This is a genomic window from Rhizobium sp. 05N430 (assembly GCF_056396985.1).
This window is the reverse complement of record NZ_JBFTMO010000002.1, coordinates 378,258-397,410: the sequence shown is the minus strand read 5'-3', so window position 1 is coordinate 397,410 and position 19,153 is coordinate 378,258. Positions and strand designations below refer to the sequence as shown.

Annotated in this window: 7 protein-coding genes; 5 read left to right on the top strand and 2 right to left on the bottom strand. The window is 61.9% G+C overall.

Features of this window, described 5'->3' with window-relative positions; genetic code table 11:
• The first annotated feature begins 74 nt into the window (after positions 1 to 74).
• A complete protein-coding gene (locus tag AC1DJO_RS05615; protein ID WP_112388619.1) occupies positions 75 to 734 on the top strand; it encodes a response regulator in 660 nt (219 codons plus the stop codon).
• Here AC1DJO_RS05615 and AC1DJO_RS05610 read toward each other — a convergent pair.
• Entirely contained in the window at positions 731 to 2,137 is a 1,407-nt protein-coding gene (locus AC1DJO_RS05610) for a sensor histidine kinase (RefSeq protein WP_112388620.1), read from the bottom strand. The two genes, AC1DJO_RS05615 and AC1DJO_RS05610, sit on opposite strands and share 4 nt — an antisense overlap.
• A gap of 318 nt (positions 2,138 to 2,455) precedes the next feature.
• Here AC1DJO_RS05610 and AC1DJO_RS05605 point away from each other — a divergent pair, with 318 nt between their 5' ends.
• From AC1DJO_RS05605 to AC1DJO_RS05590, 4 genes are all read left to right on the top strand, one after another.
• Positions 2,456 to 11,401: a peroxidase family protein gene (locus tag AC1DJO_RS05605; protein ID WP_112388621.1), complete on the top strand. Its 8,946-nt coding sequence runs from the start codon at positions 2,456 to 2,458 to the stop codon at positions 11,399 to 11,401.
• 72 nt (positions 11,402 to 11,473) lie between these two features.
• A complete protein-coding gene (locus AC1DJO_RS05600; RefSeq protein WP_112388622.1) occupies positions 11,474 to 13,237 on the top strand; it encodes a type I secretion system permease/ATPase in 1,764 nt (587 codons plus the stop codon).
• The gene (locus tag AC1DJO_RS05595; protein WP_477969501.1) at positions 13,234 to 15,735 is read left to right on the top strand and encodes a calcium-binding protein; all 2,502 of its coding nucleotides are present in this window, start codon (positions 13,234 to 13,236) and stop codon (positions 15,733 to 15,735) included. The genes AC1DJO_RS05600 and AC1DJO_RS05595 overlap by 4 nt, the downstream gene beginning before the upstream one ends.
• A gap of 11 nt (positions 15,736 to 15,746) precedes the next feature.
• Positions 15,747 to 17,069, top strand: a complete 1,323-nt coding sequence (locus tag AC1DJO_RS05590) for an HlyD family type I secretion periplasmic adaptor subunit (RefSeq protein ID WP_112444132.1) — start codon at positions 15,747 to 15,749, stop codon at positions 17,067 to 17,069.
• A 49-nt stretch (positions 17,070 to 17,118) separates the two neighbouring features.
• On the opposite strand, the gene AC1DJO_RS05585 is transcribed toward AC1DJO_RS05590, so the two are convergent.
• The gene (locus tag AC1DJO_RS05585; protein WP_112388625.1) at positions 17,119 to 19,122 is read right to left on the bottom strand and encodes an aldo/keto reductase; all 2,004 of its coding nucleotides are present in this window, start codon (positions 19,120 to 19,122) and stop codon (positions 17,119 to 17,121) included.
• Between the last annotated feature and the right edge of the window lie 31 nt (positions 19,123 to 19,153).

Below are 19,153 nucleotides of genomic sequence, written 5' to 3'. Positions count from 1 at the left end.
CAGAATGACTTAGATGGACATAGAATTATTTTACGAATACTAATTGCACAGATACTATGAACAGGACGCGTATCATGAGTCCGATCTCGGTAGTAGTTATTGACGACCACCCGTTAATGGTGGCCGGACTGACGGAAATTCTTGGAAAGAATCCGGAATTTACTATCGCAGCGACTGGCACATGCGCCGACGATGCATTGGATATCGGCCTAAGACTGGCGCCGGATGTGTTTGTCGTCGATCTGATGATGCCCGGCAACATCTTCGACGTGATCACGAAACTGGTCGAAAAAATCCGCACCAAAATACTGGTTTTTACAGCGAACACGGGCAGCGATTACGCGGTGCGTGCGCTCAATGCCGGCGCGAGCGGCTATGTTCTCAAAGGCAGCAGCATTCAGGAGCTCGTCCAGGCAATCAGCGCCGTGCATCGCGGCGACATGTTCATCACGCCGGCCTTTGCCTGCAAGGTCATCGAAGAACTCAAGATCGCTTCGCTGCGCAAAAAGGCCGGAGCGGATTTGAAGCTCAGCATCCGCGAGGGGCAAATCATCGGCATGCTTCTGCGGGGCTTCACCAACCGGCAGATCGCAATCGGCCTCAAGATCGGCGAGAAGACCGTCAAGAATTACATGACGATCCTGATGCAGAAGCTGAATGCCCGAAACCGGCTGGAAGTGCTGATCGCCGCACAAAAGCTGGAGGGTGCCGGCGATTCCATTCCGCGGCACTAGAGACTGTTGCCCTCCATCGGCACCGTCACCCGAAGCTCCGTGCCGGAAACCGGCCCCGGCCGGATATCGACGTGCCCCCTGAATGCAGCGACACGGTTGCGAATGCCCTGGAGGCCGAGCGGACGGTGCCGATCTATGCTGCTCTCTGGCGCAATCCCTGGACCTTCATCGGCAATGGTCACGACGATCTCGGACATATCGGATGATGCAGACACGCGCTGACCTCGGCCGCCGCCGTGTCGGAATGCGTTGTTGAGCCCTTCCTGCACCACGCGATAAAGACAGATTTTCAGCGGATGCGCGACGCGCTCGGGAAGTTTCCCGTAGGCCGATAAGACCTTTGATCCCGTCGCATACTCATGCTGCTCGACCGCCATCTGCAAGGCGGCCTCCAGCGGCATGTGCTCGATCTCGGGCACGACAAGATCGGTCGATAGCTCCCGCAATTCGGTCAACACCAGACGCGCAATATGAACGGGTGCGAGCTCGCCCCCCTTGATCTCCGGCACGCGTTCAAGCGCCACCTTCGGCAAATTGGCGCTTGCCGCAGATCCGCTCAGCTTGAGGATCAGCAGACTGAGCAGCTGAACCGGACCATCGTGCAGATCGGCGCCAATCCGGTTGAGAAGCTGCTCGTTCGATTGGGTGGCATCCATGCGGGACCGGTCCGCCGCCTTTCGAAGCTCCGTATTCTGCTCCGCCAGTGCCCGCGCCTGAGCGAGCTGCGTCTTCAATACCGCCCGCTGACCGGCAATCGTCCTGCTGGCCCGCCGGACGATCAGAAACAAGAGCGCCATGATCGCCAGCGAGGTGGCTCCGACAATCACCCATGTATGGCGCTGCACCCTGTTGCGCTGAACGACAAATTCGCCCGCCTCCTCATAAAGCTCTCCGACGGCGATGATATCCCGCGTGCCCGGCCGGTAGATCGGGGCATAGATTTCGATGAGCGGCCGGTGGGTTGCCGCGGGACCATCGTCCTCTCCGTCGTCGTGGCTATCCTCAAGCTGGGCGACGACCCGCCCCTTGAAAGCGTGCTCGATATCCTGCGAGGGAAAAGTCTTTCCAATCAGCGATTTGTTGGTGCTGTAGATGACGAGACCATCGTGGCGCCATATCCGGAAGCCTTCGACGCGCCGTGCGAGATCCGTGCCGATCAGCAACTCATCCAATTCCTCCTGGCGGGCCGGAGACACCTGAGGATCATCGGCATTTCCCTCGATATGGCGAGCCAGAAAACCCTCCATGTAGAGGGCGCCGGATTCGGCCCGGCTCCTCAGCTGGTTGGCGGCGATCTGTCCACTCAGCCATTCCCCCAGCAGCGCCATCGAACCACAGACGACGATACCCGCAACAATGAGAAATTGCCGGGTGACATCAAGGCCTTGCCAGATGCCGGACATGCCCGGCCCTCCGCCTTCGGCATTCTTACTGCCAGGGACGTAAGTCACATTTATTTGCGGGTCAAAAGTCCCGCCCCCCTCAAAGACCAAAGTCTCTAGATGTCCCCGGACCTATGGAACTATTCCGTGGCCTCCCCCCGAGACATCATCCGATCATCGCAGATAATGCCGATCGGTTTCTACTGGATTCTTTCGGGGCGCAACTTTGCGCTCCGAGTAAAAAATCCCGCCGCCCGGCTCGATCCTGCGAATTCTTTGTGGGGAGCAAGCATTGCCGAAACGATAATCGTTTCCCGTGCAATCAGAGGGGAGAGTACCATGGTCACCTATATCCGTTCGGATCTCGATTTCATCCTGGCGCAGATCAAGATTGCAGAGGCGCATGCTGCTGGAACGCCGCTTTATGGACCAGGTGGCCTGATCCCCGCTTACAACGTGGCCTGGGGGTTGCGGACGGTCGATGGATCCTACAACCACCTCCTGCCCGGCCAGGAAATGTGGGGCGCCGCCGGCGCAGAGTTTCCCGAGCTGATGTCTCCGATCTACCGGCCCGCCGATGGCACGCTCTTCGATCCAGATGGTCCGGGCGGAGCGCCTGCAATGCCGACGGCTCCCAACTACAACCCGTCGAACAATCCCGGTTCCCTCGTTTTCGATTCAAGCCTCCGCACCATCTCGAATCTGCTCGTCGATCAGACGCTCGGCAATCCGGCCGCTATCCTGACCGCACTTGAGCGAGCCGGCGCGGCAAGCCCGATGACCGATCTTCCCGCAGTCACGGCGATCTACCAGACATTCAAGCCGGCTTCAGACGCCGAGTACCAGGCACGCGTCGTCATGCAGAACGCCAAGACCGCAGCCGATGCGCTTGGTGATGGCGATCCCAACACGCCGCCGACGCCTGCGGAACAGACCGCGCTCGATACATTGGCGAATGCCACGGCAGCGCATGCCGCGACAGTGACCGATCTGGAAGCTGCGCGCGAGGTGCGCGATGCGGCGCTTGAGCCCTTCGGCATCACCATGCAGGGCGACAACGTCTATCTTCCTGCCGTCGCACCGGATGAAGGTCTTTCGGCGCCGTTCAATTCCTGGTTCACCCTGTTCGGCCAGTTCTTCGATCACGGCCTCGATCTGATCAACAAGGGTGGCAGCGGAACGGTGTTCATCCCCCTGGCGGAGGACGATCCGCTCTATGTCCCAGGCAGCCATACGAACTTCATGGTGCTGACCCGTGCGACGGTTTCGGCTGGCGCAGATGGTATCATGGGCACCACTGACGACGTCCGCCCCGTTAACACGACAACCTCCTATGTCGACCAGAATCAGACCTACGCCTCGCATGCGTCGCACCAGGTCTTCCTGCGCCAGTATCAGCTCAATACGGCAGGCGATCCGGTTGCAACGGGCAAGCTGATCGAAGGCGGCAACGGCGGCATGGCGACCTGGGGCGAGGTCAAGGCTCAGGCGAAGACACTGCTCGGCATCAACCTGACGGATGCCGACGTCGGCGCCGTCCCGCTGCTGCGTACTGACCCCTACGGCAACTTCATACCCGGCGCGAACGGCTTCCCGCAGATCATCCTCGGGATCGGCGCGGACGGTATCCCCAACACGGCCGACGACATTGTGCGGGAAGGCGACCCGACCGCCAATGGGGGGCTGGGCGCCTCGACGACCGGCGCTATCCGCACCGCCAGCGCGTTCCTCGCCGACATCGCCCATGAGGCCGTGCCGATCGGCAAGATCGCCGATGGTGACATCACCATCGGTCTCGGCAACCCGGGCAACGGCGATACGGAATATGACAACGAACTGCTGGACGCGCACTTCATTGCCGGCGACGGCCGCGTCAACGAGAATATCGGCCTGACCGCCGTCCACCACGTCTTCCATGCCGAGCATAACCGGCTTGTGCAGCATACGAAGGACACGGTGCTCGCAAGCAACGACCTCACCTTCATCAACGAGTGGCTGGAAGTCGATCTGGTTGCTCTGCCGACGGCCGGGCAGATCGCATCGCTGGTCTGGGATGGCGAGCGCCTCTTCCAGGCGGCCAAATTCGGCACCGAGATGCAGTACCAGCATCTCGTCTTCGAAGAATTCGCCCGGAAGATCCAGCCGAATATCAACGTGTTCCTGGTGCCTGATGGCTTCGACACGACCATCGACCCGTCGATCGTCGCCGAATTCGCCCATGTGGTCTATCGCTTCGGCCACTCGATGCTGACCGAGTCGATCGACCGCTTCGACCCGTCATTCAACGAAGACCATATCGGCCTGATCGAGGGCTTCCTCAATCCGCTCGCCTTCGATGGCGGCGATACCGGCGTTGCCCATTCGATCGGCGACGACGTTGCGGCGGGTGCGATCATCCGCGGCATGACCCGGCAGGTCGGCAACGAGATCGACGAGTTCGTGACGACGGCGCTGCGCAACAATCTGCTCGGCCTGCCGCTCGACCTCGCGACGATTAACCTCGCCCGCGGCCGCGACACCGGCGTGCCATCACTGAACGAGGCGCGGCGGACCTTCTACGAGGCCACCAACGAGGACGCGCTGCTCAAGCCCTACGAGAGCTGGGTCGATTTCGCCGGTCACCTCAAGCATGAAGCGTCGATCATCAACTTCATCGCGGCTTACGGCACACATGCTGCGATCACCACCGCGACCACACTTGTAGGCAAGCGCGACGCGGCCCTGGCCCTCATCATTGGCGACGGCAACGATGTCGATGGAGTAACCATTGGCGGCGTGAACTATACTGATCGTTTCGACTTCCTGAACGGCACCGGCACCTATGCAGCGTTGCTCGGTGGCCTCGAAAACGTCGATCTCTGGATCGGCGGCCTTGCCGAACAGATCATGCCCTTCGGCGGTATGCTGGGCTCGACCTTCAACTTCGTCTTCGAAGTGCAGATGGAAAAGCTGCAGAACGGCGACCGCTTCTACTATCTGCAGCGCCTCGACGGTCTTCACCTCTTCGGCGAGATGGAGAACAACTCCTTCGCCGCGATGATCATGCGCAACACCGACGCCACGCATCTGCCGTCCGACGTCTTCTCGACGCCCGGCCTCATCCTGGAGATCGACCGCACCAAGCAATACAATCCCGGCCTGGGCGAGGATGCCGGCGCCGACGGCATCCTGGAGGACGATCCGAATACGGTGATCAATGAAAGCGCCGACAACCGCGGCATCGATCCTCTCGGTACCAGCCTGCTGACACCGCTCGTCATTCGCGACAACCCGGCCACAGCGGGCCCTGATACCAACTATCTCCGCTACACCGGTGGCGACCACGTCGTCCTCGGCGGCACCGGGGGCAACGACACCCTGATCGCCGGCATCGGCGACGACACGCTCTTCGGCGACGGCGGCAACGACCGGCTGGAAGGCGGCTTCGGCAACGACATCATCAATGGCGGCGACGGCAACGATATCATCGTCGACAGCGGCGGCGACGACAACATCAAGGCCGGCAAGGGCCATGACGTCGTACATGCAGGCCCCGGCCTCGACCTCGTCATGGGCAATGACGGCCAGGACTTCATCTTCCTCGGCACAGACATGGGCTCGGAAGTCTTCGCCGGCACCGGCAACGACTTCATCTACGGCAACAAGAATGCCGAACGCATTCTCGGCAACGAGGGTGACGACTGGATCGAGACCGGTACCTTTGACGGCGCGCCCGGCGACAACTTCGACGAAATCTTCGCCCATGACGGCATCGACGGAAACGACGTGTTCCTCGGCGATGGCGGCTTCGACGAGTTCATCGGCGAAGGCGGCGACGACATCATGGTCGGCAGCGCCGGCCGCGGCAAGATGGCCGGCATGTCCGGCTTTGACTGGGCGACCTACAAAGACAATACGCTTGGCGTGAATGCCGACCTCTCCCGCCCGATTGTCTTCGACGAGGCCCCGACCCTACCGCAGAACGCGGCACTCGACGAGTATGAGTCGATGGAAGGCCTCTCCGGCACCCGCTTCGCTGACGTGCTTGGCGGCACCGAAGACGTGGCGGCCGACCGCGCCAGCCTCGCCAATGGCGGCACGAGCGGCTATCTCGGCAGCACGCTCGACGCGCAGGGCATCGCCCTGATCGCCGGCCTGCAGGCTGTACTCGGCGCGGGTGTCACCTCCTTTGCCGGCGGCGACATCATCCTCGGCGGCGATGGTGACGACCGCATCCAGGGTAACGGCGGCGACGACATCATCGATGGCGACAAGTGGCTGAACGTCCGCATTGGCATCATGAGCGGGTTCGATGATAACGGTCCCACCGGCACGGAAATTGCCGGCAATCCGAATATCAAGAGCATGACGAGCCTCGTCACGCTTGTCGTCAACGGCGCCTCTGTTACCAAGACGCTCGCGGCCTGGATGTTCGAAGGCCGGATCAACCCCGGCCAGCTACAGATCATTCGTGAAATCACCACGGCTGGTGCGGACAACATCGCCGATACCGACACCGCCGTCTTCCGCGGCGACCGCGGCGAATACGCCTTCTCGGCCACCACGGACGGGCAGGTCATCGTCACCCATGCTGTCGAAGACGCAATCGATGGCAGCGACCGCCTGCGCAACATCGAGAAGGTGGAGTTTGCCGGAGGTGGTGCGCTCAACATCATCGTCGGCACGCCTTACAGCGACAATGGCCTTGCCCCACAGGGGGCGGCTCCGCTCAACCAGCCGGTACTGAACGGCACGGCAACGGACGACCTGATCCTCGGCCTTGCCGGCTCCGATGTGCTCAACGGCAATGGCGGCAACGACATCCTGGTTGGCGGCGCCGATGGGGCCGTCGCGGCTCTGACGACTGTGACCTTCCAGGATAACTTCAACACCAGCAGTTTTACCAACTCCAACGGACCCAACGGCAATCCCGCGTGGACGACGCCCTGGACAGAAACTGGCGACAGCACACCCGGCGACCCAGCGACAGGCAGTCCAACGACGGGCCAGATTCGCCTCGATAATGGTCAGGACAATCTACGGTTCAATGCCGGGGATGGCGGCCAGATCCAGCGCACTGTGAACCTCGCCGATGCAACTGCTGCCACTCTGGCTTACACCGTTGGCCGCAGCACCGGCAACAACAGCCTTGACGCCGCACCAGACGACGACGCCGTCAGGGTTTATTTCTCGCGGAGCGGTTCTGAGGCCGACTTCGTCTTGGTCGACACCATCAACAGCACATCGTCAACAGCGGCGCGCAATATCAACCTTGCGGGTCCCTTCACGGCGAATGCTGCGATCCGCTTTGTCACCAGCGCGCTGGAAGGGGGCGAGTTTGTCTCGATAGACACCCTTGCTATTACCCGCACCACGGTCGGCACTGGTGCGGTTGCCGGCGACACGCTCAATGGTGGCCTCGGCAACGACACCTACTCCTTCAGCCTTGGCGACGGCAACGACGTCATCATCGAAGCCGGTGGCGCGGGCGCGGGAACGGCAGACAAGATCTCGATCCTAGCCCCGAGCACGGGCGTCGATGTAGATGGCCTGCCGATCCTGACCATCAACGCCCTCAATGCCTTCGACAGTAATACGGGCACTGAGAACGGCAACCTGGTGATCAACTATACGCTGCCGACAGGCGTGCAGCAGTCCATCACCGTGAACGGTCACTACACCGGCAACGTTGCAGAAACCGGCGTCGAGCTAATCAACTTCAACGGCGCCTTCTTCAACGGCTACCAGCTGGTCGGCGACTATGCCATCAGCCGGGCAGACCCGGCGGGCGGTACGCGTACCGTCAATCTGGCGGCCTCGGCTATCAACAACCTGATCGCCGGCGAAGATGGCGACAATGACGCAATCACCGGCGGCAGCGGCAACGACTTGATCTTCGGCGGCGGTGACAACGACGATCTCGTCGGCGGCCTCGGCGACGACCTCCTGGTCGGCGGCGCGGGCAATGACGACCTCGACAACCGTCTCAACGCAGCTCTCGACGACTTCGAAGGCGCGATCGGCGCCGACACCATGGTCGGCGGCGCAGGCAACGACACCTACGGCGTCGACGATCTGCTTGACGTCGTGGTGGAAGTTGCGGGCGAAGGCACGGATACGGTCGAGACCTTCCTCGCCGACCTGTCGATCGTGGCCATGGCCAATGTCGAAAACCTCGCCTTCCTCGGCGCCGATGCCAGCCAGTTCGTCGGCACCGGCAATGCGGGCAACAACGTTATCTCCGGTGGCGATCTCGCCGATACCCTGAGCGGCCTTGGCGGCAACGATACGCTGCAAGGCGGGCTCGGTGCTGACACCATGATCGGCGGTGACGGCAATGACGTCTACGAGGTCGATGAGGCTGGTGACCTTGTGACCGAAACCTCGGCAGATGCCCTCATCGGCGGTACCGATCGCGTCGAATCCGACATCGACTACACGCTCGGCGCAAATCTCGAGAATCTGGACCTCAACGGCGCCGCTGTCAGGGGCACCGGCAACACCCTCAACAATGTCATCAACGGCAATGGTGGGACCAACCAGCTGTTCGGCGCGGGGGGCAACGATACGCTCAATGGTGACGACGGCAACGACCTGCTCGATGGCGGCGATGGTAACGACACGATCAGCGGAGGCGACGACAACGATACGATCATTGGCGGGGCCGGCAACGACACCATCGATGTCGGCGGTGGCTTCAATACCATTGTCTACAACGCGCCCGGCTTCGGCGAGGACACCATCAACAGCTTCGACAGCGCCGGAGGAACAGCAGCCAACCAGGACAAGATCGACCTCAGCGGGCTCGGGATCACGGCGGCAAACTTCGCCAACCGCGTCTTCGAATCCGGCTCAGGCGCCAACACGCTCATTACTATCCGGGAAAACGGAGCGTCTTCGACTATCCAAGGTACGATCCTGATCAATGGCAGCAACACGGGGGCCATCGACGCCACCGACTTCACACTGGCGGCAGCAGCCCCGACCAGCACGATCACAGGGACCGAAGCCGCTAACACCCTCAACGGAGTGGGGACCACATCCGAGACGATCAACGCGCTTGGCGGCAATGACACCGTCAACGCAAACGGCGGCAACGACGTAGTCAACGGTGGTTCGGGTGCGGATACCCTCAATGGTGGCGACGGCAACGACACACTTAGCGGCGGCCTAGGGATCACCAATCTGAACTATGTCGACAGTTTCGACACGCAGAACCAGGGCAACTCCAACGGCACGACCACTTGGGATCCCGATTGGATCGAGAGTGGGGACAGCGGTGCTGTCGCTACGGGTCAAATCCGCATCGACGCTGGCAACAACAACGTCCTCCAATTTCTCGGTGGCAATGGCAACGATTTCAACGGAGCGCAAATCCAGCGCAGTGTCGATCTCGCGGGGGCCACCACTGCCACCCTCAGCTACTCGTTCGTCGCCACTGGACTGGACGCGGGAACGGATAACGACGCGGTAACGGTGCTCTTTTCTCGGGACGGCACGAACTTCGTGCAGGTCGACGTGATCAACACCGCCGCGAACACCCTTCCCCGCAACATCGATCTCAGCCTGTTTGGCACCGGACCGTTTACCGCGAACGCCGCCATTCGCTTCGTGACGACCAGCCTCGAACTCAACGAAAGCGTCAACATCGAAAGCCTTACGATCAATGCGACGGGTAACTTCGGTGTCGACACCATCAATGGCGATGCCGGTGACGATACTGTTATCTGGAATGCCAATGCCTCCGGCGCCACCGATGGCCGCGACATCGTCAATGGCGGCACGGAAGGGGCCGCTGGCGACACCTTCGTGATCAATGGCAACGCCGCGGCCGAAGCCTACACGATCTACACCAGGGCAGCCTGGCTGGCGATCACCGGTAACGTCGCGGCGAACCTCAATGCCGCGACCGAAATCGTCGTCACCCGCAACGGCAGCAACAATGCGTCCGTCATCGCGGAGCTCAACGAGATCGAGGAAATCCGCCTCAACGGTGTCGATCCTTCGGGGGCGGGAATGGCCGGGAATGACAACTTCAGCATCGTCGGCGACTTCTCGACCACCAGCCTGCGCCTCAACACGATCACCATCGACGGCGATGCCGGAAATGACACGATCGATATCTCGGCGCTCGGCTCTGCGCACCGTATCGTCTTCCGCTCCAATGGCGGCAACGACACGATCATCGGCACGTTGCGGCCGCAGGACGTCATCGAACTGGCCGAAGGCACCACAGTCGACGACTATGAGATCACGACCGGTGCCAACGGCGTGACGACGATGACCAACGGCGAGCACAGCATCCAGTTCACCAGCGAAGGCGGGCTGCCGCAGTTCAATGGCGATGGCACCACGGCCGAGGAAGAAGATACGCCGGCACCGAACCCGCCTGCCCCGACGCCACCAGCCGCAACGGCAGGGGCGACGATAGCAGGCACTGCAGCCGCCGACGTGCTTCTTGGTACGGCCAGTGGTGAAACGATCGTCGGCTTTGCCGGCAATGACGTGGCAACCGGCGGCGCCGGGGCCGACATCATCCGCGGCGATGACGGCGACGACTTCCTCAATGGGGAAGGCGGAAACGACATGGTCTTCGGCGGCGCCGGAAATGACGACCTGCTGGGTGGCGAAGGCAACGACATGCTCTATGGCGATGCCGGATCCGACCGCGTCTTCGGCGATGCCGGCGACGACATGATCCGCACCGGTGCCGGCAACGACACCGCCCATGGCGGCAGCGGCAACGACATGTTCGTCGCCGAAGCAAGCGATGGCGACGACACCTACTATGGGGATGACGGTAGCGACACGCTGGATATGGCGGCGATCACTGCAAACCTGACCGTCGATCTCGGCAGCGGCTTCATGGGCCGAGGAAGTGCATCGAGCAGCCTCTCGGGCAACGATACGCTGTGGGGTATCGAGAATGTCGTCACCGGTTCCGGGGCCGACACGATCACCGCCAATGCTGCCGTCAATATCATCGATGGCGGGGCCGGAAACGACAAGTTCGTCTTCCTCTCCGAAAAGGATGCCGACGGCGACACGATCATCGGCTTCCAGCCGGGCGACAAGATCGATCTCAGCGGCACCGACGCCAATGGCGGCGTTGCCGGCAACCAGGCCTTCACGCTGGTCAACGGTTCGGCGCTGACAGGTGCCGCCCAGCTGATCGTCACGCATGAGGTCCGGGCCGATGGCGACTACACGGTCGTCCAAGGCAGCGTCGATGCCGACAGCACGGCCGAACTCCGGCTCAACATCAAGGGGAACCACAACCTCACCGCTTCCGACTTCAACCTGTAACCCGCGACATCAGGCGTGCCGACTTTCCCGGCACGCCTGACAGCCCAACAACAGAACGAAGTGGTGAAAGACATGCGCCCCAAGACTCCATTGACCGGTAACAAGCGCAAGCAGGTCGAGAAACTGACTCACGGACTGCGCGGAATATTCGTCTTCCTGTTCTTTACATCAGGGGTCATCAATATTCTGGCACTGACCGGCTCCTTCTACATGCTGCAGATCTATGATCGCGCCCTGACCAGCGGCAGCGTTCCGACACTGCTCGGGCTTTCGGCCCTGGCGATCGGCCTCTACCTGTTCCAGGGTTTCTTCGACATCATCCGCTCGCAAATCCTGGTGCGGATGGGCGCCCGGCTCGACAGCCGGATCGCGCCCATGGCCCATCAGGTGGCAATCGACATGCCGCGGTTCGGGTTCTCAACCGCAGAGGCGCTCGAGCGCGGGCGCGATGTCGATACCGTTCGCAGCTTTCTCGGCAGTCAGGGTCCTGTTGCCCTGTTCGACCTGCCGTGGGTGCCGCTCTACCTCGTCTTCGTCTATATGCTGCATCCCTATCTCGGCGCGCTGACTTTCGCCGGCGCCTTCGTGCTGTCGATGCTGACCATCGCGACCGAGCTGATGACGCGGCGGCTCGCCAGTGCCACGCACAAATCGGGCATCGAGCGCAATGCGATCGCGGATTCCAACGCGCGCAATGCCGATATCCTGAAGGCCATGGGTTTTGCCGGGCGCGCGGTGGACCGCTTCAACCGCGCCAACCAGGATCACCTGGAACTGCAGACCCGCACCAACGACATCAGCGGCACGTTTGGGGCGATCTCGCGCGTGCTGCGCATGATCCTGCAGTCGGCCGTCCTCGGTCTTGGGGCATGGCTGACGATCCAGGGAGAATTGTCGGCAGGCGCCATCATTGCCGCCTCGGTCGCCTCGGCCCGGGCACTTGCGCCCGTCGATCTGGCGATCGGCAACTGGAAGGGCTTTGTCGCCGCCCGAACCGCCTTCATTCGGCTGAAGGAGACGGTCATCGCACTTGCCGGCGCCGTGCCGCCGATGGCGCTGCCGGCACCGGCCCGCACGCTGAAGGTCGAGAAGATAACGGTCGCTGCTCCGGGTTCCGGACGGGTGCTTCTCAGCGAAGTGAGCTTTGAGATCGCCGCCGGCCAGGCGCTCGGCATCATCGGCCCGAGCGGCGGCGGCAAGACCACGCTGGCGCGCGCCCTGACCGGGGTCTGGCCGACCCTTCGCGGCAGTGTTCGTCTCGACGACGCCGAACTGACGCAATGGTCGGATGACGACCTCGGCCAGCATGTCGGCTATCTGCCACAGGATGTGGCGCTGCTCGATGCGACGATCGAGGAGAACATCGCGCGGCTGGAGCCGCAGGTCGACGCCCGGGCGATCGTCGATGCAGCGCAGACGACAGGCATCCACGAAATGATCGTGCGGATGCCGGATGGCTACCGCACGGCACTCGGCCCGCAGGGCGTCTCGCTTTCGGCCGGACAGCGGCAGCGCATTGGCCTTGCACGGGCGCTTTACCGTAACCCCTTCATCGTCATCATGGATGAGCCGAATTCCAACCTCGATGGCGAGGGTGAAATGGCGCTGACGCAGACGATCAAAGCGGTACGCGCCCGCGGCGGCATCGCCGTCGTCATCGCGCACCGGCCAAGTGCGCTTGCAGCCGTCGATATGGTTGCCGTCATTCAGAACGGAAAGATGGTCGCCTTCGGACCCAAGGACGAGATCCTGAAGCCAACGGCAGCCGAACCGGTCAGCCGGCCGGCAGCAGCGGCACAGATCGGATCACGCATCACAGCGAGGATGTCAGAATGATCGAGGTCAAAGGAACCAAAACCGCAAAGACGGAAGAAGACCCGCACGATCGCTATGTCCTGAAGAACGAGGACAAGCAGTCGAAAGTGCCGATGTTCATGACGTTGTTTCTCACAGGTTTCGCTCTCTATCTGAAGACAGCGCTATCTCATCAGCAGCCAAACCCGCCCGCTGAAGAAGCAGACGCCCGGCCGGCGCTGGACGGCGAAGAACCATTGCCGGCGGCCGACGCTGTCACGGCTCTTGCGGCGGCAGGGATCGAGGACGAGGAGGACGAAGCCGCGCTGGCCGGAAAGAAGGCCTCGGGCGTGACGCTCTCGAACCACAAGAACAGCGTGAGCTACGCGCTGACCGATTCTCCGGCGATCGAATTCAACAGGCTCAATCTGCCCAGCCTCGCGCTGTTGAAAAGCTCAGGCGGGATTTCGGTTTCCTTCCACGCCTCGAACGACAATGCATGGAAGGCTTCGAAAGCATCCGTGGCGGGGCCGCAAACGAGCACCGGCACCGGCAGCAGCAACGAGAGAGTCTCCTCACCCGCCCCTCAAACAGGAAACGAAAAACCGCAAAACCGCGCCCCGCGTATCACCAGCCCGGTCACCCTCGCTGACGTCTCCGGTTGCGCCATTGCCTTGATCGGCCTTGCCGACCTGTTGCGCGGCGCGCTCGATCCCGATGGCGATGCCTTGTCCGTGCGGGATCTGACGGTCTCATCGGGCAAGCTGGTGCAGACGGCGGGCGGGTGGAGCTACGATGCAGCGGGTCTCGGTCCGGTGACCATCACCTACCAGATTAGCGACGGCACCGCCTCCGTGTTGCAGACCGCACATTTCTCGGTGGTCAAGGCAGCACCCGTCATCGGCACGGCTGGAGACGATCTGCTTTCGGGGACGCAATGCGCCGACGAGATCGGCGGGCTGGCCGGAAACGATAATATCGACGCCAGAGACGGCAACGACACCGTGGACGGCGGTGATGGAGACGACAATATCGTTGGCGGCAGCGGCAACGATACGATCCGCGCAGGCGACGGCAATGATATCGTTCTCGGCGGTCTTGGCGACGATCACATATGGGGTGGCCGTGGCAATGACCGCCTCTATGGCGAGGAAGGCCGCGACACGATCTACGGTGAGGAAGGCGACGATCTCATCAGCGGCGGCGCGGATGCCGATATCCTTCGTGGCGGCGACGGTCACGACAGAATGAGCGGCGATGCCGGCAACGACGTCCTGGACGGTGAAGATGGTGATGACGACCTTGATGGAGGCGACGGCGACGATGTTCTCTTCGGACAGGCGGGCACCGACACACTGAAGGGCGGCACTGGCAACGATTTCCTGAGCGGCGGCAGCGGCCRGGACACGGCGAAGGGCGAAGATGGCGGCGATACGGTCGCAGGAGACGCCGACGGGGCCGACGACATCTACGATGGCGGCGCCGGGATCGATACCCTCGACTATTCGGCGCTGGCCGAGGCGGTCGAGATCGACCTCGCCGATGGCACCGCCACCGGAGTGGAGATCGGCAATGACGCCGTCTCGAATTTCGAGATCGTCCGCGCCGGGGCGAATGACGACGAGGTGACCGGCAGCCTTGCCGACGAAGCGATACACGGCAATGCCGGCGACGACTATCTGAGCGGCGGCGGCGGAACCGACTTGGTCGAAGGCGGTGACGGCGATGATGTTGTCGAAGGCGACATCGATGCCGTGGCCGACCGCTACGATGGCGGAAGCGGCATCGACACGCTCGACTATTCCGCAGCGGTCATGTCGATCGTCGTCGATCTCGCGGCCGCTGATGCGACGGGTGAAGAGATCGGCAACGACAGCATCAGCAATTTCGAGATCATCAAGACCGGGGACGGCGATGACACCCTGAATGATAATGAGGGCGCCGATCTTCTCTGCACCGGAGACGGCGACGATATCGTGGTCGCGGCAGCCGGTGCATCCGATGACGAGTATCGCGGTGAAGGCGGGTTCGACACGATCGATTATTCGCAGGCAGCGCACGGCGTGCTGATTGACCTGAACACCGGCACCGCTACCGGCTTTGATGTCGGCCACGACGTAATCGAGGGTTTCGAAAAGGTCATCGGCGGCGCGGGAGACGACACGGTCCGCGCCGGACCGCTGGCTGTCGTCATCGAGGGTGGTGCGGGCGAAGACACGTTCGAATTCACTGTGCCCGCTGGTGAAAGCAGTGCCGATGTCGTCCACCAGATCCTTGATTTCATGGTCGGGGACCGCATCGACATCTCCAAATACAAGATCTTCGAGGAGGTTCTGGACGGCCTCGAGGATCGTTTCGAGGAGATCTATGGCGACAAGGCGGATGACGAGCCGCTGCCGATCCGCGTCCGCCACGAGGGGACCGACGAGATGAGCCGGACCTTCATCGAGGTCGATATGGACAAGGACGAGCACTACGAAATGACGATCAACCTGACGGGGCATCATCTGCTTGTCATCGTTGAAAATCCCGCGGCCTAGGAAGGTAAGACATGTCTAGAAACCAGCAAAGATCCCAGGCCGCACTTTCACCTGAGGACAACAATACATTTCCTGTGACTGCCCGCGTTCTCGCCGGCATGGCGCTTGGCGTGCTGCTGTTTGCCGGGGCTGGAGGATGGGCGGCGACGACGCAGCTCAGGGGCGCGATCATCGCCCCGGGCGTCATCATGGTGGACCGGAACCTGAAGTCGATCCAGCATCGCGATGGCGGCATCGTCAGCGAAATTGCCATCAAGGAGGGCGATGTCGTTACCAAGGGACAGATCATGCTGCGCCTCGATGACGCCCAGACTCGCGCGGAGCTCTCGATCGTCAAGGCGCAGCTGATCGAACTGACGGCGCGCCAGGCGCGGCTGATCGGCGAGCGCGACAATGAGGAGGCCATCACCTTCCCGGCCGATTTCGGGACGGAGTTTCCTGCCATTGCGGCGGGCGAACGCCGTCTCTTCGATGGTAACCGCAAGAACCGGCAGAACCAGAAGCAGCAGCTTCAGTATGGCATTTCGCAACTCGAGGAGGAGTTGAAAGGCCTGGTCGCCCAGCATGACGCCAAGACCGGCGAGCTCGAACTGGTGAAAACCGAACACACCAAGATCAAGGGCCTCGCCGACAAGAAGCTGATCGATACATCCCGCAAATATTTCATCGACCGTGAACTCGCGAAACTGACTGGCGAGAGCGGGGAGATTCAGGCCAATATCGCCCGGTCGCGGGCACGCATGAGCGAGATCCAGGTGCAGATCATCGCCATCGACGAGGCGGCCCGGACAGAGGCGCAGCGCGAACTGAGCGTCGTCGAGCCGAAGCTGTCGGAATTGAGGGAGCGTCGGGTCGCCGTCGAGGATCGGCTGTCGAGGACCGATATCCGCGCACCGCTCTCGGGAACCGTCAACGAGCTTTTCGTCCACACGATCGGCGGCGTCATCACCCCGGCAGAAAAGCTTCTGACCCTGGTGCCCGCCGACGCGGCGCTTAAGATACAGGCGAGACTTGCGCCCACCGATATCGATCAGATTTCGGTCGGCCAGGACGCGAGAATGCGTTTCTCCGCCTTCAATCAGCGCGCAACGCCGGAGTTGAAGGGTAACATCGCCTATGTCTCGGCGGCAACCAGCACCGATCCTGCCACGGGTCAGATCTTCTATCTCGCCGATGTTGCCGTGCCTCCGGCAGAAATGGCAAAGCTCGGTGCCAACAGGCTTTTGCCGGGCATGCCTGTCGAAGTCTTCGTCTCGACTGAAGAGCGCACGGCAATGTCTTTCCTCGCCAAGCCACTGACGGATCAGTTCAACCGGGCGTTCCGCGAGGAGTAGTTTGGAAAATTGCGGGGCGCGCCATTATAGCGCGCCTCGCCAACTCAGATCAGCCTTCCAGCCACTTCACCTGCTCTGGCGTCAACTTGATATCGAGCGCGGAGAGGCTGTCCTCCAGCTCGGCGATCGTCCGCGGCCCGATCAGCGGAATGACCGGGAATGGCTGGGCGATGACATAGGCGAGCGCGATGTGGATCGGGCTGCGGCCAAGCTTGTTTGCAAGCTCGATTGCCCGGTCGCGGCGCTCGAAATTGCGGTCCGAATACCAGCAACGGACGATTTCCTCGTCGTCATGCTTGTCGCGTCCCGCACGGTCGGTGAAGAAGCCGCGGCCCTGGCTCGACCAGGCGAAGTTCGGGATCTGCTTCTTGTTCAGCCACGCCTTCCACTCGTCGTCGGAAGACGTAACACAACCGGCCCAGATCGGATCCAGCATCTCGGCCAGCGAGAAGTTGTTGGAAAGAGCAGCCGGTGCCGTCTTGCGGTTCTTGTCGGCATAGGCGATCGCCTCTTCCATGCGGGCGCGCGTCCAGTTCGATCCGCCGAAAATGCCGCGGATGCGGCCACGCTTCACCTCGGCATCCATCGCATCGACGAACTCGCCGACCGGAACGGCGGTGTTGTCGCGATGCATGAAGTAGATGTCGACATAGTCTGTCTTGAGACGATCGAGCGACTGGTCGAGCTGCTTGGCGATCATATCTGGATAGCAAAGCGGCGAGTGCGCGCCCTTGCCGATCAGCACGATCTCGTCGCGCGATACATCGCGGCTGGTGTGCCAGTCGCCGAAAATGCTTTCGGTCTTGCCGCCGCCATAAACGTAAGCCGTATCGAACGCATTGCCGCCTGCCTCGTAGAAGGCGTCCAGCGTCAGCGATGCCGAAGCGAAGTTCGGGAAGAACTCGAAGCCGAGCGTCACCACCGAAGCCGGTTTCAGGATGCCCGGGATTTCGCGCTTCGGAATGCTGTTGCCGAGCTTGACCGGAGCGCCTGCGAGATTGAGCGTCCGCTTCGTTGCCTTCTCGACCCCGTATTCCAGGCCGACCGACGCGCGCCACTGATCAAGAACCCGGAGATTGCCGACGGAATCCGCCCAGCTCATGCCCGGCGAGGTGAACTCATGCTGTCCAGCGCGGATCGCATCGCCGGCGGCATCCACCTCGAACGAATAGAGCCAGCGGTCTTCCTTGACCTCGATCGTCTCCTGCTCGTTGCCCTTGAAGATCTCGATCTTGCCGGTGCCGCCCTTGTGGCCAGACGCGAACCAGAAATCCTTGACCTCGATACGGCCGTCCGAGCCGATAATGCGCAGCGTGTTGTCCTGGTTCGCCATGATCGAGCAGGACACTTCGGCGATGATCGAGTTCGGGAATTTCAGCACCGCCGAGGCCCACTCATCGACACCGGACTGGCCGAGATGGGCGACGCCCGAGACCTTCTCGGGCTCAAGGAACGGCTTGCCTTCGGCAGCACCGGCAATCAGCCGCGCCATGGAGACCGGATATCCGCCGACATCGAGAATGCCGCCGCCTGCGGTATCGTTGGAAAACAGCCGGTGCTCGGGCTTGAAGCTTCCCATGTTGAAACCGAAGCTGGAGCGGATGATGCGGACCGTGCCGATGACGCCGCTCTTCACCAGCTCGACGATCTTCGCCGTCTGCGGATGGACGCGGTACATGAAGGCTTCACCGGCAAAGACGCCGGCCTTCTTCGCCTCGTGATAGATCGCGTCCGCATCGTAAGCGGAGAGCGCGATCGGCTTTTCAACGAGCACGTGCTTGCCCGCGCGGATCGCCTTGATCGCCCACTCGGCATGGCCGGTATGCGGCGTGGCGATATAGATCGCATCAATCTCGGGATCGGTGAGCAGCGCGTCATAGCCCTTGACGATACGCGCGCCCGGGAAGCCGTCGCCGAGGCCCGGCTTGTCGGGATTGCGCGTCGCGATCGCCACAAGCTTGCCGGTCCGCGAATGCGCGATGCCATCCGCAAAGGTACGGGCGATGGTGCCGGGGCCGATGATGCCCCAGCGGATCGTTTGCTCTGAACTCATGACTATTCCTCTTTCGATGTGGTCGTCTTGG

Bases quoted from the DNA above. Each gene is read 5' to 3' on its own strand.
- AC1DJO_RS05585 (WP_112388625.1), bottom strand. From the start codon at position 19,122: ATGAGTTCAGAGCAAACGATCCGCTGGGGCATCATCGGCCCCGGCACC.
- AC1DJO_RS05610 (WP_112388620.1), bottom strand. From the start codon at position 2,137: ATGTCCGGCATCTGGCAAGGCCTTGATGTCACCCGGCAATTTCTCATT.
- AC1DJO_RS05600 (WP_112388622.1), top strand. From the start codon at position 11,474: ATGCGCCCCAAGACTCCATTGACCGGTAACAAGCGCAAGCAGGTCGAG.
- AC1DJO_RS05590 (WP_112444132.1), top strand. From the start codon at position 15,747: ATGTCTAGAAACCAGCAAAGATCCCAGGCCGCACTTTCACCTGAGGAC.
- AC1DJO_RS05605 (WP_112388621.1), top strand. From the start codon at position 2,456: ATGGTCACCTATATCCGTTCGGATCTCGATTTCATCCTGGCGCAGATC.
- AC1DJO_RS05615 (WP_112388619.1), top strand. From the start codon at position 75: ATGAGTCCGATCTCGGTAGTAGTTATTGACGACCACCCGTTAATGGTG.